This window comes from Jatrophihabitans sp. (assembly GCF_036389215.1).
GTDB lineage: Bacteria > Actinomycetota > Actinomycetes > Mycobacteriales > Jatrophihabitantaceae > Jatrophihabitans_A.
In genome coordinates this window covers 38,995-64,892 of the sequence record NZ_DASVQG010000182.1, presented here as the reverse complement: position 1 = coordinate 64,892, position 25,898 = coordinate 38,995, and the positions used below count along the sequence as shown (strand labels likewise).

At 68.9% G+C, this 25,898-nt stretch carries 24 protein-coding genes; 8 read left to right on the top strand and 16 right to left on the bottom strand.

Going from position 1 to position 25,898, the window contains the following annotated elements:
• The 6 genes from VF542_RS09675 to VF542_RS09650 form a co-directional block, all read left to right on the top strand.
• The coding region (locus VF542_RS09675) for an aconitate hydratase (protein WP_408651486.1) at positions 1–2,730 on the top strand (2,730 nt) is incomplete at its 5' end.
• Between the two features lie 260 nt (positions 2,731–2,990).
• The gene (locus VF542_RS09670) at positions 2,991–4,169 is read left to right on the top strand and encodes a sugar ABC transporter substrate-binding protein (RefSeq protein WP_408651485.1); all 1,179 of its coding nucleotides are present in this window, start codon (positions 2,991–2,993) and stop codon (positions 4,167–4,169) included.
• 158 nt (positions 4,170–4,327) lie between these two features.
• Positions 4,328–5,116 carry an ATP-binding cassette domain-containing protein gene (locus tag VF542_RS09665; protein ID WP_408651484.1) on the top strand — a complete coding sequence of 263 codons (789 nt, stop codon included), beginning with the start codon at positions 4,328–4,330 and terminating at the stop codon, positions 5,114–5,116.
• Between the two features lie 83 nt (positions 5,117–5,199).
• A complete protein-coding gene (locus tag VF542_RS09660; protein ID WP_408651496.1) occupies positions 5,200–6,495 on the top strand; it encodes a sugar ABC transporter permease in 1,296 nt (431 codons plus the stop codon).
• Between the two features lie 115 nt (positions 6,496–6,610).
• Positions 6,611–7,822 (top strand): ROK family protein, encoded by a 1,212-nt coding sequence (locus tag VF542_RS09655; RefSeq protein ID WP_408651483.1) that lies wholly within the window; start codon positions 6,611–6,613, stop codon positions 7,820–7,822.
• Between the two features lie 118 nt (positions 7,823–7,940).
• Positions 7,941–8,312, top strand: coding sequence for a VOC family protein (locus tag VF542_RS09650; RefSeq protein ID WP_408651482.1), 372 nt, complete (start codon positions 7,941–7,943; stop codon positions 8,310–8,312).
• A 107-nt stretch (positions 8,313–8,419) separates the two neighbouring features.
• On the opposite strand, the gene VF542_RS09645 is transcribed toward VF542_RS09650, so the two are convergent.
• The 7 genes from VF542_RS09645 to VF542_RS09615 form a co-directional block, all read right to left on the bottom strand.
• Complete coding sequence (locus VF542_RS09645) at positions 8,420–8,701, bottom strand: type II toxin-antitoxin system RelE family toxin (protein WP_408651481.1); 282 nt, start codon at positions 8,699–8,701, stop codon at positions 8,420–8,422.
• A complete protein-coding gene (locus VF542_RS09640; RefSeq protein WP_408651480.1) occupies positions 8,698–8,976 on the bottom strand; it encodes a type II toxin-antitoxin system Phd/YefM family antitoxin in 279 nt (92 codons plus the stop codon). Before VF542_RS09640 ends, VF542_RS09645 begins: the two co-directional genes overlap by 4 nt.
• Before the next feature lie 111 nt (positions 8,977–9,087).
• Positions 9,088–11,028 carry an ABC transporter ATP-binding protein gene (locus VF542_RS09635; RefSeq protein ID WP_408651479.1) on the bottom strand — a complete coding sequence of 647 codons (1,941 nt, stop codon included), beginning with the start codon at positions 11,026–11,028 and terminating at the stop codon, positions 9,088–9,090.
• Positions 11,029–11,473: 445 nt separating this feature from the next.
• On the bottom strand, positions 11,474–12,223 hold the full coding sequence (locus tag VF542_RS09630) for an enoyl-CoA hydratase/isomerase family protein (RefSeq protein ID WP_408651495.1): 750 nt from the start codon (positions 12,221–12,223) through the stop codon (positions 11,474–11,476).
• Positions 12,224–12,282: 59 nt separating this feature from the next.
• Positions 12,283–12,498 (bottom strand): helix-turn-helix domain-containing protein, encoded by a 216-nt coding sequence (locus VF542_RS09625; protein WP_408651478.1) that lies wholly within the window; start codon positions 12,496–12,498, stop codon positions 12,283–12,285.
• A gap of 118 nt (positions 12,499–12,616) precedes the next feature.
• Positions 12,617–14,221: an ABC-F family ATP-binding cassette domain-containing protein gene (locus VF542_RS09620; protein ID WP_408651477.1), complete on the bottom strand. Its 1,605-nt coding sequence runs from the start codon at positions 14,219–14,221 to the stop codon at positions 12,617–12,619.
• 254 nt (positions 14,222–14,475) lie between these two features.
• Positions 14,476–15,774, bottom strand: coding sequence for an MFS transporter (locus VF542_RS09615; protein WP_408651476.1), 1,299 nt, complete (start codon positions 15,772–15,774; stop codon positions 14,476–14,478).
• 262 nt (positions 15,775–16,036) lie between these two features.
• Between VF542_RS09615 and ypfJ the strand changes: the two genes are divergently transcribed.
• Positions 16,037–16,975 carry a KPN_02809 family neutral zinc metallopeptidase gene (gene ypfJ / locus VF542_RS09610; protein WP_408651475.1) on the top strand — a complete coding sequence of 313 codons (939 nt, stop codon included), beginning with the start codon at positions 16,037–16,039 and terminating at the stop codon, positions 16,973–16,975.
• Positions 16,976–17,057: 82 nt separating this feature from the next.
• Here the strand turns inward: ypfJ and VF542_RS09605 are convergent, their stop codons facing one another.
• The 9 genes from VF542_RS09605 to VF542_RS09565 form a co-directional block, all read right to left on the bottom strand.
• Entirely contained in the window at positions 17,058–17,945 is an 888-nt protein-coding gene (locus VF542_RS09605) for a hypothetical protein (protein ID WP_408651474.1), read from the bottom strand.
• A gap of 206 nt (positions 17,946–18,151) precedes the next feature.
• Positions 18,152–18,496 (bottom strand): metal-sulfur cluster assembly factor, encoded by a 345-nt coding sequence (locus VF542_RS09600; RefSeq protein WP_408651473.1) that lies wholly within the window; start codon positions 18,494–18,496, stop codon positions 18,152–18,154.
• On the bottom strand, positions 18,493–18,960 hold the full coding sequence (gene sufU / locus VF542_RS09595; protein WP_408651494.1) for a Fe-S cluster assembly sulfur transfer protein SufU: 468 nt from the start codon (positions 18,958–18,960) through the stop codon (positions 18,493–18,495). The genes VF542_RS09600 and sufU overlap by 4 nt, the downstream gene beginning before the upstream one ends.
• A 79-nt stretch (positions 18,961–19,039) precedes the next feature.
• Positions 19,040–20,326 (bottom strand): cysteine desulfurase, encoded by a 1,287-nt coding sequence (locus tag VF542_RS09590; RefSeq protein WP_408651472.1) that lies wholly within the window; start codon positions 20,324–20,326, stop codon positions 19,040–19,042.
• Positions 20,326–21,081, bottom strand: coding sequence for a Fe-S cluster assembly ATPase SufC (sufC, locus tag VF542_RS09585; protein WP_408651471.1), 756 nt, complete (start codon positions 21,079–21,081; stop codon positions 20,326–20,328). Before sufC ends, VF542_RS09590 begins: the two co-directional genes overlap by 1 nt.
• A 55-nt stretch (positions 21,082–21,136) precedes the next feature.
• On the bottom strand, positions 21,137–21,448 hold the full coding sequence (locus tag VF542_RS09580) for a non-heme iron oxygenase ferredoxin subunit (RefSeq protein WP_408651493.1): 312 nt from the start codon (positions 21,446–21,448) through the stop codon (positions 21,137–21,139).
• Positions 21,445–22,587 carry a Fe-S cluster assembly protein SufD gene (gene sufD, locus VF542_RS09575; protein ID WP_408651470.1) on the bottom strand — a complete coding sequence of 381 codons (1,143 nt, stop codon included), beginning with the start codon at positions 22,585–22,587 and terminating at the stop codon, positions 21,445–21,447. Before sufD ends, VF542_RS09580 begins: the two co-directional genes overlap by 4 nt.
• Before the next feature lie 99 nt (positions 22,588–22,686).
• Entirely contained in the window at positions 22,687–24,117 is a 1,431-nt protein-coding gene (gene sufB, locus VF542_RS09570) for a Fe-S cluster assembly protein SufB (protein ID WP_408651469.1), read from the bottom strand.
• Positions 24,114–24,992 (bottom strand): helix-turn-helix transcriptional regulator, encoded by an 879-nt coding sequence (locus VF542_RS09565; RefSeq protein WP_408651468.1) that lies wholly within the window; start codon positions 24,990–24,992, stop codon positions 24,114–24,116. Before VF542_RS09565 ends, sufB begins: the two co-directional genes overlap by 4 nt.
• A gap of 227 nt (positions 24,993–25,219) precedes the next feature.
• On the opposite strand from VF542_RS09565, the gene VF542_RS09560 reads away from it, so the two are divergent.
• On the top strand, positions 25,220–25,891 hold the full coding sequence (locus tag VF542_RS09560) for a lysophospholipid acyltransferase family protein (protein WP_408651467.1): 672 nt from the start codon (positions 25,220–25,222) through the stop codon (positions 25,889–25,891).
• The last annotated feature ends 7 nt before the right edge of the window (positions 25,892–25,898 follow it).

Genomic DNA, 25,898 nt, shown 5'->3' with positions numbered 1-25,898 from the left:
ACCGAGGACGGGGCCAATATCACCGCCGATCATGTGCGGGCCCTGGCCGGGTGGAATCCGGAGGCCGAGCCGGATACGGAGATCCAGTTCACCCCGGCCCGGGTGATCATGCAGGACTTCACCGGGGTTCCGTGCGTGGTGGACCTGGCGACCATGCGCGAGGCGGTGGCCGAACTGGGCGGGGATCCGAAGAAGGTGAATCCGCTGGCGCCGGCGGAGATGGTGATTGATCATTCGGTGCAGATCGATGTGTTCGGCAATGCCGGGGCGCTGGAGCGGAATATGGAGATCGAGTACCAGCGCAATGGGGAGCGTTATCAGTTCCTGCGCTGGGGCCAGACCGCGTTCGACGAGTTCAAGGTGGTCCCGCCGGGTCCCGGGATCGTCCACCAGGTGAACATCGAGCACCTGGCCCGGGTGGTGTTCGGCCGCACCGTGACGACGGCCGACGGCGACGTCCTGATGGCCTACCCGGACACCGTGGTCGGCACCGACTCGCACACCACCATGATCAACGGCCTGGGCATCGTCGGCTGGGGCGTCGGCGGCATCGAGGCCGAGGCGGCGATGCTCGGCCAGCCGGTGTCGATGCTGATCCCGCGGGTGGTCGGGTTCAAGCTGACCGGCCAGCTGCCCGAGGCCACCACCGCCACCGACCTGGTGCTGACCATCACCGAGATGCTTCGCCAGCACGGCGTGGTCGGCAAGTTCGTGGAGTTCTACGGCGACGGGGTGGCGGCGGTCCCGCTGGCCAACCGCGCCACCATCGGGAACATGAGCCCGGAGTACGGCTCCACCATCGCGGTGTTCCCGATCGATGACGAGACCATCTCCTACCTGGAACTGACCGGCCGCAGCCCCGAGCAGATCGCGCTGGTGCAGGCCTATGCCCAGGCTCAAGGACTCTGGCACGACCCGGCCACCGAAGCCGAGTACTCCGAATACCTCGAGCTGGACCTGGGCACCGTGGTGCCCTCGATCGCCGGCCCCAAACGGCCGCAGGACCGGGTCTCGCTCACCGAGGCCAAGACGTCCTTCCGGACCGCGCTGAGCGCCTACGTCGATGACCCGATCGACCCGGTGGCGGCCGGAAAGCCCGGTCAGGACGAGGCGTCGATGGAGTCCTTCCCGGCCAGCGACCCGCCCAGCCAGGCGGCCGGCCACGCCGAGCCCGCGCCCGGCGAGCTGGTGTCCAGCGCCGCGTCCGGCTCCGGCCGGCCCAGCTCGCCCACCCGGGTGACGCTCGCCGACGGCACCGAGTTCGAGCTCGACCACGGCGCGGTCACCATCGCCGCGATCACCTCGTGCACCAACACCTCCAACCCGTCGGTGATGATCGGCGCGGCGCTGCTGGCCAAGAAGGCCGTGGAGCGGGGGCTGACCCGCAAGCCGTGGGTCAAGACCACGCTGGCACCGGGGTCGAAGGTGGTCAGCGACTACTACGACCGGGCCGGGCTCACCCCGTACCTGGACAAGCTCGGGTTCAACCTGGTCGGCTACGGCTGCACCACCTGCATCGGCAACTCCGGACCGCTGATCCCGGAGGTGAGCGCGGCGGTCAATGAGGCCGACCTCGCCGTCACCGCGGTGCTGTCGGGCAACCGGAACTTCGAGGGCCGGATCAACCCCGACGTCAAGATGAACTACCTCGCCTCGCCGCCGCTGGTGGTCGCCTACGCCCTGGCCGGGACGATGGACCTCGACCTGTACACCGAGCCGCTGGGCAAGGACCAGGACGGCCGGGACGTCTTCCTGCGCGACATCTGGCCCAGCACCGCCGAGGTGGAAGAGGTGGTCGGCGGGGCGATCGCCCGCGAGATGTTCGTCGCCGACTACGCCGACGTCTTCGCCGGTGACGAGCGCTGGCAGTCGCTGTCGACGCCCGAGGGACAGACCTTCACCTGGGACCCGGAGTCGACCTACGTCCGCAAGCCCCCGTACTTCGACGGCATGCAGCGCGAACCAGCCCCGGTCACCGACATCGGCGACGCCCGGGTGCTGGTCAAGGTGGGCGACTCGGTCACCACCGACCACATCAGCCCGGCCGGCTCGATCCGGGCGGACTCGCCGGCCGGCAAGTACCTGGCCGAGCACGGCGTCGAGCGCAAGGACTTCAACTCCTACGGCTCCCGGCGCGGCAACCACGAGGTGATGATCCGGGGCACCTTCGCCAACATCCGGCTGCGCAACCAGATCGCTGCAGGGACCGAGGGCGGCTTCACCCGCGACTTCAGCGCTGCCGAGGATCCGGCCGAGGCTCCGGTCACCACGATCTACGACGCCTCGGTGAGCTACGCCGCGGCGGGCACCCCGCTGGTGGTCCTGGCCGGCAAGGAGTACGGCTCGGGCTCGTCGCGGGACTGGGCGGCCAAGGGCACGGCACTGCTCGGCGTCCGGGCGGTGATCGCGGAGTCCTACGAGCGCATCCACCGGTCCAACCTGATCGGGATGGGTGTGCTGCCGCTGCAGTACCCGAAGGGTGAGAACGCCGAGACCCTCGGCCTGACCGGCACCGAGACCTTCACCATCACCGGGATCACCGCGCTGAACTCCGGCGGCGAGATCCCGCGTCAGGTCGAGGTGCGGGCCACCCCGGCCGGTGACGACTCCGCCGACGCCTCCGACGGCTGGACGTTCTCCGCGACGGTTCGGATCGACACCCCCGGCGAGGCCGAGTACTACCGGCACGGCGGGATCATGCAGTACGTGCTGCGCTCGCTGCTGGACTGACGGCCCGCGCCTCCGTCCCGCTGGCCCTCGACCAGGCACGGCATCGACTCGGACCCGTGTGCTGACCCCGCTTATTTGATCGCCGTGAAGTGACAGCGATCCAGCGCGTCCGGAGTACCGCTCCTCGGTAACAACTCGATGTCGGACTCTTTGCCGCGACGTCACTTCGGGGATATGTTCCCGCCGACAACATTCCTGTGATCGACGGGTCCGCTGACAGCCGCATCCTCGATCCTGCACCGCGAAAGGCGGAATTGCCCATGCGCAAGAGCGCAATCGGCCTGATCGTCGTCGGGGCCGCGGCCTCGCTCGCTCTGGGCGGGTGTTCCTCGGACAAGAACGACAACTCCGCCCCCGCGGGCGGCACCACCAGCAGCGTCAGCACCAGCAACCCCAGCCCCAGTACGACCACCTCGGGCTCCAGCTCCAGCTCGGCCCCCGCCGGTGGCACCGTGGACGGCAAGGGTGCCAAGGTCGGCATCATCCTGCCCGACACCCAGTCCTCCAACCGCTGGGTGTCGGCCGACCCGGACGCCCTGAAGGCTGACTGCGCGAAGGCGAACCTGCAGTGCGACATCCAGAACGCCGGTGGATCCGCCGCCAAGCAGAAGACCATCGCCTCGCAGATGGCCTCGAGCGGGATCAAGGTCCTGATGCTGGTCAACCTCGACGCCGCGTCCGGTGCCACCATCGAGCAGGAAGCCACTAAGAACGGCGTCATCACCATCGACTACGACCGGCTGACCCCCGGTGGCGGCGCGGCGCTCTACGTCTCCTTCGACAACGTCAAGGTGGGCGAGGTCCAGGGCAAGGCGCTGACGGAGTGCCCGCAGGTCAAGGGCAAGTCGGCGGTCAAGTACGTCGACATCGACGGCGCTCCGACCGACAACAACGCCATCCTCTTCGCCCAGGGATACGACAGCGTGCTCAGCAAGACCCCGGGCTGGACGCGGGTCGGCAAGCAGACCGGTAACTGGGACGCCCCGACCGCCTCACGGGTGTTCAACAGCTTCATCCAGAAGAACCCCGACATCGGCGCGGTGATGGTCGCCAACGACACCATGGCCGGCGCCGTCATCACCAACCTGACCAACCTGCACCTCAACGGCAAGGTCGCGGTGTCCGGTCAGGACGCCTCCCCGTCCGGCCTGCAGCAGATCCTGGCCGGCAACCAGTGCTTCACCATCTACAAGCCGTCCAGCGAGGAAGCCGGCCCCGCGGTGAAGGCAGCGGCGCAGCTGGCCAACGGTCAGATCCCGGAGACCACCCAGCAGATCAAGGACCCGAAGACCGGAAAGATGGTCCCCGCGATCCTGGCTACCCCGGTCGCGATCACCAAGGAGAACGTCGCAATCCCGATCAACGACGGCTACACGGCCAAGAGCCAGGTGTGCACCGGCAGCTACGCCGCGCTGTGCACCGCCGCCGGCGTCAAGTAAGAGTTCGATCATGGGTGGCCGGTCGGCGGGGCAGCGCCCGTCGGCCGGCCTCGTAAGCCGGTCGGCGGGGTAACGCCCCGTCGGCCGGCCTCGTGAGCCGCCCCGCATGCCATACCCGCTCCGACGCCTCGCCGCGGACCGAACCCAGGAGACAGCACGTGACTGATCAGCCTTTGCTCCAGCTGCGGAACGTGAACAAGAGCTTCGGACCCGTGCAGGTGCTGCACGGGGTGGACTTCGAAGCCAGAGCCGGCGAGGTGGTGTCACTCATCGGCGACAACGGTGCCGGCAAGTCCACCCTCGTCAAGTGCATCGGCGGCACGTACACCATCGATTCCGGTGAGTACCTGTTCGACGGCGCACCGGTGCACGTCCGGACGCCTCGTGACTCCGCCGCGCTCGGCATCGAGATCGTCTATCAGGACCTCGCGTTGTGCGAGAACCTCGACATCGTCCAGAACATGTTCCTCGGCCGCGAGACCACGAGCCGCCTGACGCTGGACGAGAACGCGATGGAGCGAGCCGCGTCCGAGACGCTGGCCTCGCTGTCGGTACGAACCGTCAAATCGGTCCGGCAACGGGTATCGAGCCTGTCCGGTGGCCAGCGCCAGACCGTGGCCATCGCCAAGTCGGTGCTGTGGAACTCCAAGATCGTCATCCTCGACGAGCCGACCGCCGCGCTGGGTGTGGCGCAGACCGCCCAGGTGCTGAGCTTGGTCCGGAGGCTGGCCGACCGGGGCCTGGCCGTGGTCCTGATCTCCCACAACATGCTGGACGTGCTCGAGGTCTCCGACCGGATCGCCGCGCTCTATCTCGGCCGGATGGCCGCCATCGTGGACCGCGCGTCGGTGAACCAGACCCAGCTCGTCGAGCTGATCACCACCGGACGCTCCGACAGCATCACCGGCGTTCCCGCCGGTGCCGGAATGACGGGAGCCTCGGCATGACCACCTCCGACACGTCCTCGGCCACCTCGACAACAGCCGCTCCCGACCCGGACGAGACGCCCGATCCGCACAGCCTGGCGGTGATGGCGGCGACCGCGCCGGTCGGCAACGGCGTCGGTGACTACGCCCGCAACTACGTGTCGCGGCTGCGAGGCGGCGACATGGGGTCGCTGCCCGCCGTGACCGGCCTGATCGTCCTGGTCATCCTGTTCAGCATCCTGCAGCCGTCGTTCCACAAGCTGTACAACGTCTCGGTGCTGCTCACCGAGGGCTCGGGCCCGATCGTGATCGCGATGGGCCTGGTCTTCGTGCTGCTGCTCGGCGAGATCGACCTGTCCGCCGGGTACGCCGCCGGGGTCTGCGCCGCGGTGATGGTGCGGCTGATGGTCGGTTACCACGCGCCGTGGCCGGTGTCGATCGGCGCGGCGCTGCTGACCGGTGTGGTGATCGGCGTGCTGATCGGGCTCTTGCGGGCCAAGGTCAGGATTCCCTCGTTCGTGGTGACGCTGGCGTTCTTCCTGGCGTTCCAGGGGATCGCGCTGTACGTGCTGAACAACGGCAAGGGCCAGCAGGGCAACGTCAGCGTCACCGACAACGTCATCAACGGCATCGAGAACAACCAGATGCCGCTGTGGCTCGGGTGGCTGTTCGCCGCCGCCTGCGTCGCGCTGTACGCGGCGGTCAAGCTGTCGGCGTCGCTGACCCGCCGCCGGGCCGGGCTGTCCGCCGAACCGAACTCGGTCAGCGCACTCAAGATCCTCGGTGTCGCGGTGCTGGTCTTCGGGATGGTCTACGTCCTGAACAAGGACCGGGCGATCAACAAGAAGGCGATCCCGCAGAACGTCAACGGCAAACTGGAACTGGTGAGGCCGCCCAAGCTGGAGGGCGTTCCCTGGGTGATCCTGCTGGTGGTCGTCCTGTTGGTGGTCTGGACCTTCATCCTCAGCCGGACCCGCTACGGGCGGCACGTCTACGCCGTCGGTGGCAACGAGGAGGCCGCCCGGCGCGCCGGTATCCAGGTCGACCGGATCCGGATCTCGGTCTTTGTGATCAGCTCCTTCATGGCTGCCATCGGCGGCATCCTGATCGCCAGCAACGTCAAGTCGGTCAGCGTCGACAACTACGGCGGCAACACCCTGCTGCTGGCGGTCGGCGCGGCGGTGATCGGTGGCACCAGCCTGTTCGGCGGCAAGGGCCGGGTCATCGACGCGATCATCGGCGGCCTGGTGGTCGAGGTGATCTACAACGGCATGGCCGACCTGGTCAAGGGCACCAACGGTTCGGCGGTGCAGTACGTCGTCACCGGCCTGGTGCTGATGCTGGCCGCGGCGATCGACGCCCTCTCACGCAGGCGGGCCGGCGCGGCCGGCCTCGGCTGAGCGTCCCTTACTCGGCTGCACCAACTACATCGACACCAGCTACATCGACGCTCTCGCTCTCGGTAAGGGCTCGCTCTCGGTAAGGCAACGCTCTCGGTAAGGGAAAGGTGGGCCGTTGGCCGCGCAACGGGTCGCCGTTCGCCCCGAGGAGATCCGCCGGCACAACCTCAGCCGGCTGCTTCGCTCGATCCACCAGCACGGTGAGCTGACCCGGGCGGACCTGACCGCGGCGATGGGGCTCAACCGCAGCACCATCGGCGCGCTGGTCTCGGATCTGGTCGCGCTCGGGCTGGTCACGGAGTACGTGCCGTCCGGGCGTGACCGGGCCGGCCGGCCCTCGCACGTGGTGGCCCCGCGCGCGGACGGGCCGTACGTGCTGGCGGTCGATGTGGCCGTCGAGCGGATCGTCACCGCGGCGGTGGGCCTGGGTGGCACCGTGCACGAGCGCCGGACCACCGCGATCGAGGGTGCCGAGCGGTTTCCGCAGGCGGTGGTCGACCAGATCGTCGCCGACGCCGGCTGGCTGGCCGACCGGCTGCCCGGCTCACAGGGGCCGGTCGGGATCGGGGTCAGCATTCCCGGCACGGTCCGGCGCCGGGACGGCTTCGTCGAGCACGCGCCGAACCTGAACTGGCGGGCGGTGCCGTTCGCCGCGCTGCTGGCCGACCGGTTGCCCCGCCAGCTGGACGTGCAGGCCGGCAACGACGCCGACCTGGGCGCGGTCGCCGAGCACCAGCGAGGTGCCGCCATCGGCTATGACCATCTCGTCTACCTCAACGGCAGCGTCGGCGTCGGCAGCGGCATCATCGCCGAGGGCAGCCAGCTGCACGGGGCCGGCGGTTATGCCGGCGAGATCGGGCACATGACGGTGAACCCGGACGGTCCGCCGTGCCACTGCGGCAGCACCGGCTGCATCGAGACCTACATCGGCGAGCACGCGCTGCTGCGGGCGGCCGGGGTGACCGCCCAGCACGGGCCCCGGGCGGTCGCCACGGTGTTCGAGGCCGCGGCCGCCGGCGATGAGCGGGCGGTGATCGCCGTGCGCACGGTGGCCGTCTGGCTGGGCCGCTGCCTTGCCAACGTGGTGAACTGCTTCAACCCGCAGGCGATCGTGGTGGGCGGCTCGCTGGCCGAGGTGGTCCGGCTGGACCGGGCGTCGGTAGAGACCGAACTCGACCGGCGGGCGATGGCCGCCGCCCGGGCCGGCGTGCAGGTGCTGCTGCCGGGACTGGACCAGGACTCGGCGCTGATCGGTGCCGCGGAGCTGGCGTTCCAGGCCCTGTTGACCTCGCCGGACTCGCTGGTCGCCTCCTTGGCCGCGAACTGACGCCCGGCAGGAACATCCCGTCCGCTGAGCGGTCACCCGCCCTGCCGGCACTACCGCTCACCGGCGGGCATGCACCTAGCTCTCTTGCTCGCCGCCGGTCCGGCGTAGCGTGCCGCGGGTGACCCAGATTCCCCTGGCGCGGCTGGTCGGGATCTCGCTGGACTGTGCCCACCCGCAGCGGCTCGCGGATTTCTACCGGGCGCTGCTCGGCGGCCGCCAGTTGTGGGCCAAGGAATCCAGCGTCGGGGTGGAGGTGCCCGGCGCGGTACTGGTAGCCCAGCGGGTCGATGGCTACGTGCCCCCGGCCTGGCCGGGGACGTCGATCGTGCACCTGGACCTGACCGGCGCCGACCTCGGCGCTGCCGCGGAGCAGGCCGTCGCGCTGGGGGCCACCCTGCCGGAGCAGCCGGACCCACGCTGGCAGGTGCTGCTCGACCCGGCCGGCCATCCGTTCTGCCTGACCCCGTTCACGCCGGACCGGGTGCGCTGACCCGCGGGCGGCCGCCGCTCAGCCGCACCGTCACCGGAGGCGCCTGCCGGGTCGCCTGCCCGGCTAACCGCGCAGCCGGACGTCCTCAAGATCGGTGTCGTCAGCGCTCATCCTGGGCGGTAGACATCCACACGGCGGGCGATCTTGAGCACGTACATCGTCTTGGTGTCATCGTCGAGTCGATAGACGATACGGTAGTCACCGCGGCGGGCGCTCCATCGCCCCGCCAACTCACCTTGCAGAGGCTTCCCGCGGCGCCTCGGCTCTTCGGCGAGACTGCCGAAGACGAAGGCCAACAGCGGCTCGGCGATCCGCGGCGGGACCGCCTGCACGCTGCGCAGCGCGGCCGACGTAAGCACCGTCCGGTACTCCGGCGTACTGCCTGTCACCGCCGCGGCGGCAAGTTCAGTGCCTGGCGGATCTGGGCTTCGTCATAGACCCGCCCCGCGGCGATGTCGTCTTCGGCCTCGGCGAGATCCTCATGGATGCGCGGCTGCGACAGCCAGAACAGCGTCTCCTGCATCGACTCCCACTCATCGACCGACACGATCACAACCGCGGGCCGGCCGTTGCGCGTGATGGTGTACTGCTCGTGTTCCACCTCCGCACGCTCCGTGTACTCCGACAGGTGCGCCTTGAGGTCGGACAGGGACGTCGTCTGCATGCACGAGATTATAGGCCCTGATTCGGGTCCAGGCGAAACCTGAATTCAGTCCAATCCAGCGTTACGGTGTTCGGCCCTTGGGGGGATGACCATCAAAAGTGAACCACTCGGTCACGCCTTAGCTGCTACCTCAGTGTCAACTTCGTCGACACGCGCTTGCCTGCCGGGGGCGAACTGGGTGCGGTAGAGCTCGGCGTACAGCCCGCCGGCCCGCAGCAGCTCGTCGTGGGTGCCGGACTCCACGATCCGGCCCTCGTCGATCACCAGCACTCGGTCGGCCGCCCGGATGGTGGACAGCCGGTGCGCGATCACCAGCGACGTCCGGCCCTGCAAGGCACCCGCCAGCGCCTGCTGCACCGCCCGCTCGCTCTCGCTGTCCAGGTGGGCGGTGGCCTCGTCCAGGATCACGATCGGCGGGGCCTTCAGCAGCAGCCGGGCGATCGCGATCCGCTGCTTCTCCCCGCCGGACAGCCGGTAGCCACGGTCGCCGACCACCGTCTCCAGCCCGTCCGGAAGCTCGGCGATCTTGTCGCCGATATTGGCCGCCCGCAGCGCCTGCCACAGCTCGGCGTCGGTGGCCTGCGGGCGGGCGTAGCGCAGGTTGGCGGCGATCGTGTCGTGGAAGAGGTGGGCGTCCTGGCTCACCACCCCGATCACGTCCCGCAGCGACTGCTGGGTGACCGACCGGACGTCCTGGCCACCGACCCGGACCGCGCCGGTCCGGACGTCATAAATCCGCGGAACCAGCTGGCTGATGGTGGTCTTGCCGGCACCGGACGGGCCGACCAGGGCGATCATCTGGCCGGCCGCGGCGGTGAAGCTGACGCCGCGCAGCACGTCCTGGCTGGGGGTCTGGTCCAGCACCGCGACGTCCTCCAGCGAGGCCAGCGAGACCTCGGAGGCGGTCGGGTAGGAGAACCAGACGTCATCGAACTCGACCGAGGCCGCTGCCGGCTTGATGTCGATCGGCACGGCGTCCGGGGCGTCGTCGATCAGCGGCGCCAGGTCGAGCACCTCGAAGACCCGGTCGAAGCTCACCAGGGCGCTCATCACGTCGACCCGGATGTTGGACAGCGACATCAGCGGGCCGTACAGCCGGGACAGCAGCAACGCCAGGGTGACCACGGTGCCTGTCGAGAGCTGCCCGGTGAGCGCGTAGTAACCACCCAGGCCGTAGACCAGCGCCTGCGCCAGGCTTGCCACCAGGCTCAGCGCGGCGAACAGGGCCCGGCCGTACATCGCCGACCGGACGCCGATGTCGCGGACCCGGGCGGCGCGGGAGCTGAACGACACCGATTCGTCCACCGGCTTGCCGAACAGCTTCACCAGCAACGCCCCGGAGACGTTGAACCGCTCGGTCATGGTGGCGTTCATCGAGGCGTTCAGGCCGTAGGACTCCCGGGTGATGGCCTGCAGGGTGCTGCCGACCCGCTTGGCCGGCAGCACGAACACCGGCAGCAGCACCAGCGCCAGCGCGGTGATCTGCCAGGACAGGGTGAACATCACCGCCGCCGTGAACACCAGGCTGATGACGTTGCTCACCACCCCGGACAGGGTCGAGGTGAACGCCTGCTGGGCGCCCAGGACGTCGCTGTTGAGCCGGCTGACCAGGGCGCCGGTCTGGGTCCGGGTGAAGAACGCCAGCGGCATCCGCTGGATGTGGTCGAAGACGCTGGTACGCAGGTCGAAGATCAGGCCCTCGCCGATCCGGGAGGAGAACCACCGCTGCAGCAGGGACAGCCCCGCGTCGATGACCGCCAGGCCGGCGATGATCACCGCGATCCAGATCACCACCCGGACCTCGCCGCGGCTGGTGATCTGGTTGATCACCCGGCCGGCCAGCACCGGGGTGGCGACCCCGATCAGCGCGTCCAGCCCGATGATCACCAGGAACAGCACCAGCTCCGCGCGGTACGGCCGGGCGAAGGCGATCACCCGGCGGGCGGTGCCGTCGCGCAGCGGGCGCTTGGACAGCGTCGAGTCCCGGCGCATCGAGCGCATCACCGAGTAGTTGCCACCCGCTCCGGGCATCATCGCGTCATCACCCGTCAATTATCCGCGCGTCCGGGAACGGCTGCGGCTTGCTGGCCGCCTAATTCGCTGGCAGCGCAACCCGCCGCTCGCTGGCCGCCAAGCAGGGCGACACGCCGATCGGCACTCGGCAGCGCGGCCAACGATGCGGCCGCGCTGGGGCGCGTCAGCCGGCTAGCGCTGCTGGGATCGGGTCGCCGCTCGTGGCGGCAAGCCGATGGTTTGGCCGCCTAGCAGGGCCGCTCAAGGGATCGTTGGCCGCCTAGCAGTGCCGCTCAAGGGATCGTTGGCCGCCTAGCAGGGCCGCTCAAGGGATCGTTGGCCGCCTAGCAGGGCGACACGCCGATCGGCACTCGGCAGCGCGGCCAACGATCCAAGCAGCGTTCGGCCAGCGCTCACTGCGACGCGCGTGCCGGCGGATTGCTCCGCTGCGTTAGTCCGGGACTACTCCGGCGCTCGGCCCGCGTTACTCGGCCAGGCCGGCCAGCGCCCGGAGCTGGCGGTGCTGCGCCTCGCGCTCGGCCCGCTCCTGCTCACCCTGGGACCGGTCGGCGGCGGCCAGCAGCAACGCCTTGATCTCGGTGACGGCGGTGACCGGCTGTTCCAGGATCCGGGTGACGAACCGCTCCCCCGCCTCGGCCAGATCGCCGGAGCCCACCACGCTGCTCACCAGCCCGATTTGCAACGCCTCGGTGGCGTCCACCCGGCGTCCGGTGAGGCAGATCTCGGCGGCACGCGAGTAACCGACCAGCTCCACCAGGCGCTTGGTGCCGCCGAGATCGGGCACCAGGCCGAGGGTGACCTCGGCCATGCTGAACTGGGCGTCCTCGGCCGCGATCCGGACGTCACAGGCCAGGCTGAGCTGGAAGCCGGCGCCGACCGCGTGCCCCTGCACCAGCGCGAGGCTGACCAGGGCCGGCCGGGCGAAGACCGCGAGGCCGTGCTGGTAACCGGCGATCTCGGCGCTGGCCTCGTCGTGCCCGGCCCGGGCCAGCTCGTGCACGCTCGGAATCCCGTCCAGACCCTCCGGGGTGAACATCGCCCGGTCCAGGCCGGCTGAGAACGACGGTCCCTCGCCCCGCACCACCAGCATCCGGACCGTGCCGGGCAGCGCGTTGACCGTCCGGCTCAGCCAGGCCCAGGTCAGCGGGTTCTGGGCGTTGCGCTTGGCGGGCCGGTTCAGGGTGAACGTGGCGAGCTGGCCGGCGTGCGACAGTTCGACGCTGAACCCGGCGACGGCCGGGATTTCTGGAGGCTGAAGGCCGCTTTCGGGGGTCAGGAGACGTTCTTCTTTCCCCGGGTGGCGCCGCCGCGGCTGCGCAGCGACACCTCGTTCTCGCTCAGCAGCCGGTGGATGAAACCGTACGAACGGCCGTGGGTGTCCGCCAGCTCGCGGATGCTGCGGCCCTTCTCATACTGCTTCTTCACTTCGCTCGCCAACTTGTTCCTATCGGACCCCGTGATGCGGGCGCCCTTCTTCAGATCAGCCACCGTCAGTCCTCTCATTGGATAACGCAGCGCAGCACCGTGGTGCAGTGATCCGTTTTGCACGCATCACCTTGCTAGCAGGCTGGCCACCGCACCGCAATGGGCAACGTGATCCAGCAGGTCAGGCCAGCGCCACCAGGTCGGCAAGATCGGGGCTCCAACTGTCCTCGACACCGTCGGGCAGCAAGATCACCTTGTCGGGGTTAAGCGCTTCCACCGCACCCTCGTCGTGAGTCACCAGCACGATCGCCCCGGCATAGCGGTGCAACGCGTCCAGCACCTGCTCGCGGCTGGCCGGGTCCAGGTTGTTGGTGGGCTCGTCCAGCAGCAGCACGTTGGCCGCACTGGTCACCAGCATCGCCAGCGCCAGCCGGGTCTTCTCACCGCCGGAGAGCACCCCGGCGGGCTTGTCGACGTCCTCGCCGGAGAACAGGAACGCCCCGAGGATGCTGCGCAGCTGCAGGTCGGCCGGGTCCGGAGCGGCGCTGCGCATGTTCTCCAGCACCGTCCGCTCGGTGTCCAATGTCTCGTGCTCCTGGGCGTAGTAGCCCAGCCGCAGGCCGTGTCCGGGCAGCACCTCGCCGGTGTCGGGCTTCTCGGCCCCGGCCAGCAGCCGCAGCAGGGTGGTCTTGCCCGCCCCGTTCAGCCCGAGCACCACCACCCGGGTGCCCCGGTCGATTGCCAGTCCGACGTCGGTGAAGACCTCCAGCGAGCCGTAGGACTTCGACAGTCCGTCGGCGGTCAGCGGGGTGCGCCCGCACGGCGCCGGGTCGGGGAAGCGCAGCCGGGCCACCTTGTCGTGGACCCGGACCTCGGCCAGCCCGGCGTTGAGGGCATCGGCCCGGCGCAGCATCTGCTGGGCCGCCTTCGCCTTGGTGGCCTTGGCCCGCATCTTGTCGGCCTGGCCGCGCAGCGAATCGATCTTGCGCTCGGCGTTGGCCCGCTCCCGGTGACGCCGGCGCTCGTCGGCCTCGCGCTGCTTGAGGTAGGTCTTCCAGCCGACGTTGTAGACATCGACGGCGCTGCGGTTGGCATCGAGGTACCAGACCTTGTTCACCACCGCGTCCAGCAGTTCGACGTCGTGGCTGACCACGATCAGCCCGCCCCGGTGGCCCTTGAGGAAGTCGCGCAACCAGACGATCGAGTCGGCGTCGAGGTGGTTGGTGGGCTCGTCCAGCAGCAGCGTGGTCGGCTCGCCGGCGGAGTCGGCGAACAGGATCCGGGCCAGCTCGATGCGCCTGCGCTGGCCACCGGACAGGGTGCCCAGCGGCTGGGCCAGCACTCGCTCGGGCAGCCCCAGGTGGGCGCAGATCCGGGCGGCCTCGGCCTCGGCGGCGTACCCGCCGAGCGCTGAGAACCGCTCTTCGAGCTGGCCGTAGCGGCGCACCAGCGCCTCGTCGCCGTGCTCGTCAGCGAGCCGGTGACCGACCGCGGTCAGCTCGTGCAGGATCTCGTCCAGGCCGCGGGCCGACAGCACGCGGTCACCGGCTGTCTGTGCCAGGTCGCCGGTACGGGGATCCTGGGGAAGGTAGCCGACCGGCGAGGTGCTGCTCACCTGGCCGCCGTGCGGCAGGGTCTCGGCGGCGAGCACCTTCAGGCTGGTGGTCTTGCCGGCGCCGTTGCGCCCGACCAGGCCGATCCGGTCGCCGGCCTGGACCCGCAGGGTGGTGGGCTGCAGCAGCAGCCGGGCACCCGCGCGCAGTTCGAGGTCGGTGGCGGTGATCATGGGAGGTCTTTCCGGTTGCTCGGGCGGCGGGTCGGGTGGTCAGCTGGCGACGAGTGCGCGATCAATCCCGGACGGTGGCCACGGGTCCAGATTACCGCATCGGGCCGGTTCGCCCCTCCGGCCGCGATCGGGGAGGGGTGGCCGGCCGGGCCGACGCGGAACTCTTCGGTCGGTGTTCGACCGGCCGAGCTCGCTCGGTGTTGGACGAACCGGCCGGGTTCAGTCGGTGACGGGGTTGGACGAACCGGCCGGGTTCAGTCGGTGACGGTGAGGGCGCGCTGATCCGGGTAGGCGGTCGTGGTGAGCTTGAGCGGCTCGTGGGCAGCGTGCCGTTCGGCACGGCGCAGCGGAACCAGGAGTGCCGCGACACTCAGCACGCCGGCAACGCCTGCGATGCCGACAGCGGCGGGCGGCGACCAGGCTGAGGCCAGAACTCCCGCGGCGACCGATCCGACGCCCTGCATCGCGGTCAGGCCGGCGCCTCCCAGGCCGACCACCTGACCGCGCAGGTGAGCAGGCGTGCGGCGGACGAAGCGGGTTGTGACCGAGATGTAGTACGCGGAGCACACCCCGCACACCAGCCACAGCAGGAGCGACACCGCCAGCGTCGGCGACAGCCAGCTGCCGATCAGCGCCGCGCCCGCGCCGGCGGCCAGGTACGGCACCGCCCGCGCCCGGGCCGCATCCGAACCGCGCCGCCCGAACGCCCAGACCCCGATCGCGGTGCCGGCCGGCATCGCCGCCATCAACAGCCCGGTCGCGGTGGGGCCGCCGCCGAGTGACCGCGCGTAGGCGGGGGCGATCGCCTCCGGCGCGATGTAGAACACCGGGAACCAGGCGAAGAGCACCAGACAGCGCAGCAGCGGATCGCGAGAGATCAGGCGCATGCCGCCGGAGAGCCTGCGGAGGTAGGACTCCCGTACGGCGCCGTCGGCCGCCGACGCCAGCGGCGCGACCCGGTCGGACAGGCCGTACCGGACGACAGCGGCCGAGATAGCGAAGGTGGCGGCATCGATCAGCAGCGTCGTCCGGACGCCGAGGAAGGCGACGCACACCCCGCCGGCGGCGAAGGCGAGCAGCTGCGCCAACTGCCCGGTGACCACGGTCAGCGAGACGCCGGCGACATAGTGCCTCGGTGGCAGCACATCGGGCATCACCGCCACCGAGGCAGCCGAGAACGGCGCCCCCACCAGGACGAGCAGAACGAGGATCACATCGATGACCAGCGTGCTCAGGTCGGCCGAGGCCATCAGCAAAAGCAACAGCAACCGGATCAGGTCACACGTCACCATGACCGTCCGCCGCGGGAAACGATCAGCCAGCCCCGACAGGAACACCCCGCCCGCCAGCGCCGGCAGGAACGTCAGGGCGTAGGTAACCGCGCTGACCGCCGCCGAGCCCGAGCGCGCGTAGACGAGCAGCACGATGGCGATCCGGGCCAGCTGATCACCGGCACTGGACTGCGCGCCGGCCATCCACAACAGCCGGTACTCGCGCACCCGCAGAGCATTTCGGAAGCTGGGATCGGACTCTTCCGGGTCAGGCTGCCGCATGAACCTAGCCACCTTCAATTCCGGCCCGGGACGGGATCGTCTTTTACGCCGTGCAGGGTAGCAGCGGAACCGGTCAAATGGGCCTATTCGCGGGTTGGTGTGCGGAAATTAGGTCAGGGTGCCGCCCTAAATCCTTCGATGAGACCTAGTGTCGCCCAGGCAATTCATTACTCGATGACATCCGCCCGGGGACTGGGCCGGTTACCGTGAGAACGAGTTCCCGCCACAGCCGCCCGTTCGCACCGCAAGGAGAGACCGCGCCATGCAGTTCAACGACGACGCCCAGCTCGACACCTCCCAGGTCCAGGACGCCCGTGGCGGCGGCGGTTTCGGCAGGGGTGGGCTGGCCGCCGGCGGCGGTGGCCTCGGCCTGGTCGGGCTGATCGTGGTGGTCCTGTTCAACGTCCTGGGCGGCGGTGGCGGCGGCAGTTCGACCGGCGCGCTGCCCGGCGGGCTGGGCAGCCTCGGCCAGGGCTCGAACCCCAACTCGATCAGCAACTCCGACCTCAGCAGCGAGTGCCGTACCGGTGCTGACGCCAACGAGCGCTCCGACTGCGCGATCGTCGCCGACATCGACTCGATCCAGGCGTTCTGGGCCACCGAGCTGCCCCGGCAGGGCACCCGGTACAGCAAGTCCCCCACCGTGTTCTTCACCGGCCAGGTCAACACCGGCTGCGGTGCCGCCGATGCCGGTGTCGGCCCGTTCTACTGCCCGGCCGATGCCAAGGTCTACATCGACCTGTCGTTCTTCGACCAGCTCAAGACCCAGTTCGGCGCGACCGGCGGGGCGTTCGTCAACGCCTACGTGCTCGCCCACGAGTACGGCCACCACGTGCAGGACCTGCTGGGCATCGAGGACCGGGTCAACCACGGCCAGAGCGGCGCCAGCTCGGACTCGGTGCGCCTGGAGTTGCAGGCCGACTGCCTGGCAGGCGTCTGGGCCAACCACGCCACCACGGTGCCGGCCGCCAACGGACGGCCGTTCATCGAGAACCTCACCCAGTCCGACATCAACGCGGCGCTCGACACGGCCGGGCGGATCGGTGACGACTGGATCCAGTCACACCTGGGCAGCGGCGGGGTGGACAAGAGCAAGTTCACCCACGGATCGTCCGCGCAGCGGCAGAAGTGGTTTGGCACCGGCTACCGCGGCGGCGACCCGGGCGGTTGCGACACCTTCAGCGCGTCCAGCCTCGGCTGACCTCCGGCACCTTGGCAGAGAGTGAACGTACGGAGCCACCTCACGGTACCGCCGGGACGTCGTGATCAAATCTTGGTCACAACTAACATTGAGGCTTTGAGGGGCTCTCGCTAACTGCACCATCGGATGATGCGCCGATTCGCTCCACGAGGGAAACACTCCCGGTGGGGAGGTAATAGATCGAGCAGTCATCCAGATTGTAAAAGATCGTCGTCCCGTTATACGCACCCAGAAAGAACCCATTCACAATGGCCTCGGGCTCTTCAGGAGTACCGTTTAGAGGGCTGGGAGTCGGCGACATCCAATGGGCCTGTACCGGTTGAACTTGCGCACGGAAGAAGAATTGGAGCTGCGTCGAATCATCGACGAAGGTAGTTTGGCTAAGTATGCGATGGGCATCCCTGTACCCCGCTGTATTCAGGACAATGGGAGTCCCGACAAGGATGATGACGGCGAGCATAAGAAGGTACGCGCGAAGGACATACGAATTACCGGCCAGAAACTTCGTCACCCACCCGCGCAGCTTACGCCAAAGCCGCAGAAGTGTTGCCCTCGACGAGGCAGCAAGGATCGCCAGAACTATCGCGCCAACCAGGCCCGTTACCAATAACAGCGCTACAGAGACTATTACTGCGGCAAATAGTAGGTAGATGGGTAAGATCACGAAAACTGAAGCGATAATCCGGCCAGTAACAATGCTCTGGTCAAGACCCAGCCGATCGAGGTTCGTTCCAAAGCCTGCCTCGAAACCGCTCAAATACCAGTACGAGCAAACCCAGGAATAAACGGCGAGAAACGCAGCGGTGGCCACGGAATTCGGGAATAACCACTTGGCTGACCTTTGCCATAGGCCGCCTCGACGGTGCTTAAGCTCTGCGTTGTCAGCCCTCGGAATGACCGCTGCAGGAGTTCCAATGCGGCGATTGTTCGCCAGTTTAGACCTGATCTGTTTGCTCGGCTGATCGATCACGTCGCCACGACCTCAGAGTGTTTACAATAACGAAAGCTACTTGTGTTGCACAACAAGTGTTATGCGACCCGAGCCATGGACGTACCACACTCGCGCTCGACTATTCCAAGCTACAGCACCGCAGGATTGGCGGGCGGATGGTAGCTAGCAATTGGCCACTTTGCACGCCCCGAGGGCGCGAGCCACGCTGCTAACGAGTCGCGGCGTCAGACGTTGAAGCCGAGCGCCCGCAGCTGCTCGCGGCCGTCATCGGTGATCTTGTCCGGCCCCCACGGCGGCATCCAGACCCAGTTGATCTTCAGCGCGCTGGCCAGCGGCTTCGGCCCGCCGGTCAGCGCGGACTCGGCCTGCTCCTCGATCACGTCGGTCAGCGGGCAGGCCGCCGAGGTCAGCGTCATGTCGACGGTCACGGTCGCGTCGTCGGCGATGTCCAGACCGTAGATCAGGCCCAGGTCGACGACGTTGATCCCGAGCTCGGGGTCCACCACGTCGCGCAGCGCCTCTTCGACGTCATCGTGCGACGGCTTGGGAATGGTGCCGGCTTCAGTCATGACTGTGCTCCCTGTTCGCTACCGCTACTGGCCGCTGCCACGGCCGACTTCATCGCCATCCAGCCCAGCAGCGCGCACTTGACCCGCGCCGGGTACTTCGACACTCCCTCGAAGGCCACCGCGTCCTCGAGGGCTTCGGCCTCGTCCTCGGTCAGCTCGCTCTGCCCCTGCGACTGCATCAGCTCCAGGAACTTCTCCTGCAGCCGCATCGCATTCTCGATCGGCTTGCCGACCACCAGGTCGCTCATCACCGAGGTGGAGGCCTGGCTGATCGAGCAGCCCTCGCCCACCCAGCCGAGTTCGGCGATCTCGCCGTCGGCCAGCCGGACCCGCAGCGTCACCTCGTCGCCGCAGGTCGGGTTGACGTGGTGCACCTCGGCGTCGTACGGCTCGATCTGGCCGCGGTGCTGCGGGTGCTTGTAGTGATCCAGGATGATCTGCTGGTACATGGAGTCCATCGACAGGCTCATACTGTTCCCCAGCTCTTCGCGCGAGCGCTCATCGCCTGATTCGCTCCGCTCCTCGCTTCGCTGCGATGCTCACTCATCCGAACATCTCCTGGACCCGCGCTAGTCCCGCGACCAGGGCGTCGATCTCGGCGGTGGTGGTGTAGATGCCGAACGAGGCCCGGGTGGTGGCCGGGATGCCGTAGCGGACGCACACGGGGCGGGCGCAGTGGTGCCCGGCCCGCACCGCGATGCCCTGCTCGTCGAGCAGCTGGCTGACGTCGTGCGGATGGATGCCCTTCACCACGAAGGAGATGGTGGCGCCGCGCTCCTGCGGGGAGTTCGGGCCGATCACCTTCAGGCCGGGCACCGTCGCGAACGCCTGCAGCGCATAGGCGGTGAGTTCGTCCTCGCGCGCCTGGATGTTCTCCATCCCGATGGCGCTGACATAGTCGATGGCCGCGCCCAGCCCGACCGCCTCGGCGATCATCGGGGTGCCGGCCTCGAACCGGTGTGGCGGCGCGGCGTAGGTCGTGCCGGTCATGTCGACGGTCTCGATCATCTCGCCACCGCCCATGAACGGCGGCAGCTCGGCCAGCAGCTCATACCGGCCCCAGAGCACGCCGACGCCGGTCGGCCCGTACAGCTTGTGCCCGGTGAAGCCGAGGAAGTCGACGCCCAGAGCCTGGACGTCCACCGGCCGGTGCGGCGCGGACTGGGCGGCGTCGAGGATGGTCAGTGCCCCGACCTCCTTGGCCCGGGCCACGATCCGGGCCACCGGGTTGACGGTGCCCAGGGCGTTGGACTGGTGGACGAAGGACACCACCTTGGTACGCGCGTCGATCCGCTCCGCGATCGCCGAGGTGACCAGCCGGCCGTCCTCGTCGATCGGGATGTAGCGGAACTCGGCACCGGTGCGCTGGGCCAGCAACTGCCAGGGCACCAGGTTGGAGTGGTGCTCCATCTCGGTCACCACGATGTTGTCGCCGGGGCCGATCCGGAACTTCTCCGCACCCGGGAAGGTGGTGGCGTTCGACAGCGAGTACGCCAGCAGGTTGAGGGACTCGGAGATGTTCTTGGTGAAGATCACCTCTTCGCGGCGGGGGGCATTGATAAACGCCGCCACCTTGTCGCGGGCCGCCTCGAACATGGTGGTCGCCTCGGAGCCGAGGGTGTGCACCGCACGCGCGACGTTGGCGTTGTGCCGAGAGTAGAAGTCGTCCAGGGCGTCGAGCACCTGCCGCGGCTTCTGCGAGGTGTTGGCCGAGTCCAGGTAGACCAGCGGAACCCCGTGCACCTGCCGGGACAGGATCGGGAAGTCCTTGCGGATCGCCTCGACGTCGAAAGCGGCCTCGGAGGTCAAGGTCGGAGCGCTGGCCACCACTACAACACCGCCGCCGGCTCGTTCGCGCCGTAGCGGGCGTAGCCGTGCGCCTCGAGCTCGTCGGCGAGCTCCGCGCCACCTGATTCCACGATCCGGCCGTCGAAGAAGACGTGCACGAAGTCCGGCTTGATGTAGCGCAGGATCCGGGTGTAGTGGGTGATCAGCAGGGTGCCGATCCCGGTCTCACGGACTCTGTTGACGCCCTCGCTGACTGTCCGCAGCGCGTCGACGTCCAGGCCCGAGTCGGTCTCGTCCAGGATGGCGATCTTCGGCTTGAGCAGCGCCATCTGCAGGATCTCGTGGCGCTTCTTCTCGCCGCCCGAGAAGCCCTCGTTGACGTTGCGCTCGGCGAAGGACTTGTCCATCTCCAGCTCGGCCATCGCGGTGTTGACCTCCTTGACCCAGGTGCGCAGCTTGGGGGCCTCGCCGCGGATCGCGGTGGCGGCGGTGCGCAGGAAGTTCGACACCGACACCCCCGGCACCTCGACCGGGTACTGCATGGCCAGGAAGAGTCCCGCTCGGGCCCTCTCGTCAACGGCCATCGCCAGCACGTCCTGGCCGTCCAGCAGCACCTGGCCGGAGGTCACCGTGTACTTCGGGTGGCCGGCGATCGAGTACGCCAGGGTGGACTTGCCGGAACCGTTGGGACCCATGATCGCGTGCGTCTGGCCGGAGGCGACCGTCAGGTTGACGCCCTTGAGGATCGGGGTGTCGTCGACGGCGACGTGCAGGTCACGGATCTCGAGCTCGGACATTGCTTGGTGCTCCTTAGGTTTCCAGTTACGTGCGGGTGCCGGCCGGGGCCGGCGGTCAGGTGTCGAGATCGGCGTAGACGTCGCCGTCGAGGACCGAGGTCGCGAAGACCGGCACCGGCCGGGTCGCCGGCGGCCCGGTCGGCTTGCCGGTGCGCAGGTCGAAGCGGGAGCCGTGCAGAACGCACTCGATGGTGCAGTCCTCGACCTCGCCGTCGGACAGCGGGAAGTCGGCGTGCGAGCAGACATCCTCCATCGCGAAGACCTCCTCACCCACCTTCACGACGGCGATCTCGAGATCGTCGAGCTCGACCCGCAGCGGGACGCCGGAGCTGAGCTCGGCCAGCGCGCAGAGCCTGGTTGCCATCAGCCCTCCTCCAGCCCGGCCGGCGTGCCTCCGAGGCGGGCGTCGATGCTGGCCATCAACCGGTCGTGCAGTTCGGGAACCGTGATGTGATCGATCACCTCGGCGAAGAAGCCGCGCACCACCAGCCGGCGCGCCTCGTCCTCTGCGATGCCACGCGACTGCAGGTAGAACAGCTGCAGGTCGTCGAAGCGGCCGGTGGCGCTGGCGTGGCCGGCGCCGGCGATCTCACCGGTCTCGATCTCGAGGTTGGGGACGGAGTCGGCCCGGGCGCCGTCGGTCAGCAGCAGGTTGCGGTTCAGCTCGTAGGTCGTGGTGGCCACGGCTGCCGGCCGGATCCGGACGTCGCCGATCCACACCGTCCGCGCGGTGTCGCCGTCGAGCACCGACTTGTAGGTCACCTGCGAGCTGCAGTGCGGCACCGAGTGGTCGACGTACAGCCGGGACTCCTGGTGCTGGCCGTGGCCGGCGAAGGACAGGCCGTACAGCTCGGCCGCGGCGCCGGGGCCGGCGTAGGTCACCGTCGGGTTCAGCCGCACCACGGCACCGCCGAGGTTGACCGCGATGTGGGTGTAGCGGGCGTCCCGGCTCAGCCGCGCGGCGTGCGCGGCGACATGCACGGCTCCGGCGTCCCAGTCCTGGACGCTGATCAGCGTGAGGTTCGCGCCGTCGCCCACCAGCACCTCCACGTTGGCGGCCACCGTCGCCTCGCCGAGGTGGTCCATCACCACGGTGGCCGAGCTGTAGGCCCGGGCGTCGATCACGAAGTGGCCGTAGTTCAGGCCCGGCTTGCCGATCGAGCGCAGCGTGATCGGGTCGGACAGCTGGGCCTCGGCCGCGATGGTGACCAGCACGACCTGCGCGACGTTGGCCGCCGCCAGCGCGCTGACCCGGTCGGCCGGGGTCAGCGCCGTGCCGACCAGCTCGTGATCGCGGCCGACCACCCGGACGGTGACGCCGGCCGGCAGCTCGGTCTCGAACCGGAAGGAGTCCTGGGAGACGAACGGCTGGAACAGCGGGCGCAGCTTGCGCAGCGGGCTGAACCGCCAGACCTCCTCCCGGCCGCTCGGCACGGCGAAGTCGTCGGGATTGCGGGAGGTGAACCGCTCGGCCGGAGACCCGGTCTTGTTCAACAACGCTGTCATTCTCTGCCTTTCGCGCACGGCAAGCGCCGTGGCTCGTTCGCGTCGGCGCTGCCCGACAAGTTTTTCGAGTGTTCTTTACGAGAAAACTTGGTGGGGTACTTAACCGACCGCGCCTTCCATCTGCAGTTCGATGAGCCGGTTCAGCTCCAGGGCGTACTCCATCGGCAACTCCCGCGCGATCGGCTCGACGAAGCCGCGCACGATCATCGCCATCGCCTCGTCCTCGGACAGGCCGCGGCTCATCAGGTAGAACAGCTGGTCGTCGCTGACCTTGGAGACCGTGGCCTCGTGCCCCATCGACACGTCGTCCTCGCGGACGTCGACGTAGGGGTAGGTGTCGGACCGGCTGATGGTGTCGACCAGCAGCGCGTCGCACTTGACCGTGGACCTGCTGGAGTGGGCACCGGGCTCGACCTGCACCAGGCCGCGGTAGGAGGTGCGGCCACCGCCACGGGCCACCGACTTGGAAATGATCGTCGAGGAGGTGTGCGGCGCGGCGTGCACCATCTTGGCGCCGGCGTCCTGGTGCTGGCCCTCGCCTGCGAAGGCGATCGAGAGCACCTCGCCCTTGGCGTGCTCACCGGTCATCCAGACCGCCGGGTACTTCATGGTGACCTTGGAGCCGATGTTGCCGTCGACCCACTCCATGGTCGCGGCCTCCTGGGCCACGGCGCGCTTGGTGACCAGGTTGTAGACGTTGTTCGACCAGTTCTGGATGGTGGTGTAGCGGCAGCGGCCGCCCTTCTTCACGATGATCTCCACGACGGCAGAGTGCAGCGAGTCGGAGGAGTAGATCGGCGCGGTGCAGCCCTCGACGTAGTGCACGTAGGCGCCCTCGTCGATGATCATCAGGGTCCGCTCGAACTGGCCCATGTTCTCGGTGTTGATCCGGAAGTAGGCCTGCAGCGGGATGTCGACGTGCACGCCCTTGGGGACGTAGATGAACGAGCCACCCGACCACACAGCGGTGTTTAGCGCCGCGAACTTGTTGTCACCGGACGGGATGACGGTGCCGAAGTACTCCTTGAACAGCTCCTCGTGCTCGCGCAGCGCGGTGTCGGTGTCCAGGAACAGCACGCCCTGGGCCTCAAGGTCCTCGCGGATCTTGTGGTAGACGACCTCGGACTCGTACTGCGCCGCGACCCCGGACACCAGCCGCTGCTTCTCGGCCTCGGGGATGCCCAGCTTGTCGTAGGTGTTCTTGATCTCGGCCGGCAGATCGTCCCAGGAGGCGGCCTGCTTCTCGGTCGAGCGCACGAAGTACTTGATGTTCTCGAAGTCGATCCCGGACAGGTCCGAACCCCAGTTCGGCATCGGCTTCTTGCGGAAGATCTCCAGGGCCTTGAGCCGGCGCTCCAGCATCCAGGCAGGCTCATTCTTCAGCGCCGAGATGTTGCGCACGACATCCTCGTTCAGGCCCCGGCGGGCGGTGGAGCCGGCCACGTCGGTGTCCGACCAGCCGAACTTGTATGTCGACAGCGCCTCGATCTGCTCGCCCTGGATAAGAGCGCGCTCAGCTGCTGTGGTCATGTATGTGCCTCCCGGTTCGGGACTACCGTTTCTGTGGTCGTGCGCGTGATCTGTGTTTCGGTAAGTACTTCGGAGTGCGCCTCGGCGGGTGCTTGACGGCCGTCGCCGGCCACGAACCGGCCGGTGTGCGAGACGTGGGTGGTGCAGACGCCGTCGCCGTGGGCGATGGTGGCCAGCCGCTGGACGTTGGTGCCGAGCACCGAGGCCAGCGCCCGGGTCTCGGCCTCGCACAGCTGCGGGAACTCGGCGGCGACGTGCGCGACCGGGCAGTGATGCTGGCAGATCTGGCTGCCCTGCCCGGCATTGCCGGCCGGGGCGACCTTGGCGGCATAGCCCTCGGCGGTGAGCGCCGCGGCGACCAGGGCGGCCTTGCGGCGCGGATCTGCCTCGGCGAACTCCGGCGCCGCCAGCTGGGTGCCGATCCGGTCGGCCAGCGTGCTGGCCCGGTGCTCGGCGAAGGCCACCACCGCCGCCTCGCCGCCGGTGTCGCGCAGGTAGCGCAGCGCCGTCGAGGCGAGGTCGTCGTAGGCGTGGCCGAAGCTGGCGCGGCCGGCGTCGGTGAGGGCGTAGGCGCGGGCCGGGCGGCCCCGGCCACGCGGGCGCAGGTTGGACGTGCGCGGCTGCACCTCGACGAAGATGCCGTCGGCCACCAGCGCGTCGAGGTGCCGGCGGACGGCGGCCGCGGACAGCTGCAGCCGCTCGGCCAGCGCCGCGGCGGTCAGCGGGCCGGATTCCTGCACCAGCCGGGTCACCGCGTCGCGGGTCCGGCCCTCGGCGGTGCCGGCCGCGGCGGCCTCGCGGGCAGCACCGGACACCGCGTCGGCAGCCGGTGCTGAGACCGGTGTCGAGGCCGTGGGGGCGCCTGCGAATTTCACAAGATAAGTATGACGTATTTCCGGGGACGATCCCAGCCGGGGCCCCTCGGCAACGGCGGTGTCGCGGTGGCGTGCGTCTCATACTGCCGCTTCTTCCGGCATCTTCGGCACCGACCGGGCCATTCCGGGCACGGTGCGGGCGGCTGCACCCCCCGATCCGCCGGGGCGGGCGCGCGGAGGTCAGGAGGTCGGCGCGGGCGCACCGGGCGAGGCGGTAGGTTCGCTGGGTGTTGTACCGCGCCGCCGAGCTCCTGGTCTCGCCACTGCTGCGTGCCTACTTCAGGCCGCAGGCAACCGGCCAGGAGTTCGTGCCGCGCACCGGACCCGCGATCATCGCCGCCAACCACCTGTCCGCCGCGGACGAGGTGTTCACCCCGATCACCGCCGGCCGCCAGGTGCTGTACTTCGCCAAGGCCGAGTACTTCACCGGCGCCGGCCTGCGGGGCCGGGTCAACGCCTGGGCCTTCCGCGAGTTCGGTCACGTGCCGGTGGACCGCGACAACCCGCGGGCCGCGGCCAACACCATCGATGCCGGCGTCGAGCTGCTGGGCCAGGGCAAGGCGCTGGGCATCTACCCCGAGGGCACCCGGTCACCGGACGGCCGGTTGCACAAGTTCCGGACCGGGGTCGCCAGGCTGGCCCTGCGCACCGGCGCGCCGGTGATCCCGGTGGGCCTGATCGGCACCGGCCAGGTGCTGATCGAGGGTGACCGGCACTGGTACCGCTCGCCGGTGGAGGTGCATTACGGCCCGGCGCTGGACTTCTCCGGCCGCGCCGAGGACGAGCGCTCGTCGCGAATGCTGCGCGAGGTGACCGAGACCATCCGCGAGGCGGTGCAGAAGCTCTCCGGGCAGGACTACGTCGACACCTACGGCAGCTCGGTGAAGTCCTCGGAGTGACCCGGGA

What these genes read in the sequence shown, in the direction of transcription:
- sufB (WP_408651469.1), bottom strand. Translation starts at nt 24,117, where the DNA reads ATGACCACAGCAGCTGAGCGCGCTCTTATCCAGGGCGAGCAGATCGAG.
- sufD (WP_408651470.1), bottom strand. Translation starts at nt 22,587, where the DNA reads ATGACAGCGTTGTTGAACAAGACCGGGTCTCCGGCCGAGCGGTTCACC.
- VF542_RS09660 (WP_408651496.1), top strand. Translation starts at nt 5,200, where the DNA reads ATGGCGGCGACCGCGCCGGTCGGCAACGGCGTCGGTGACTACGCCCGC.
- VF542_RS09615 (WP_408651476.1), bottom strand. Translation starts at nt 15,774, where the DNA reads ATGCGGCAGCCTGACCCGGAAGAGTCCGATCCCAGCTTCCGAAATGCT.
- VF542_RS09600 (WP_408651473.1), bottom strand. Translation starts at nt 18,496, where the DNA reads ATGACTGAAGCCGGCACCATTCCCAAGCCGTCGCACGATGACGTCGAA.
- VF542_RS09640 (WP_408651480.1), bottom strand. Translation starts at nt 8,976, where the DNA reads ATGCAGACGACGTCCCTGTCCGACCTCAAGGCGCACCTGTCGGAGTAC.
- VF542_RS09620 (WP_408651477.1), bottom strand. Translation starts at nt 14,221, where the DNA reads ATGATCACCGCCACCGACCTCGAACTGCGCGCGGGTGCCCGGCTGCTG.
- ypfJ (WP_408651475.1), top strand. Translation starts at nt 16,037, where the DNA reads ATGCAGTTCAACGACGACGCCCAGCTCGACACCTCCCAGGTCCAGGAC.
- sufC (WP_408651471.1), bottom strand. Translation starts at nt 21,081, where the DNA reads ATGTCCGAGCTCGAGATCCGTGACCTGCACGTCGCCGTCGACGACACC.
- VF542_RS09670 (WP_408651485.1), top strand. Translation starts at nt 2,991, where the DNA reads ATGCGCAAGAGCGCAATCGGCCTGATCGTCGTCGGGGCCGCGGCCTCG.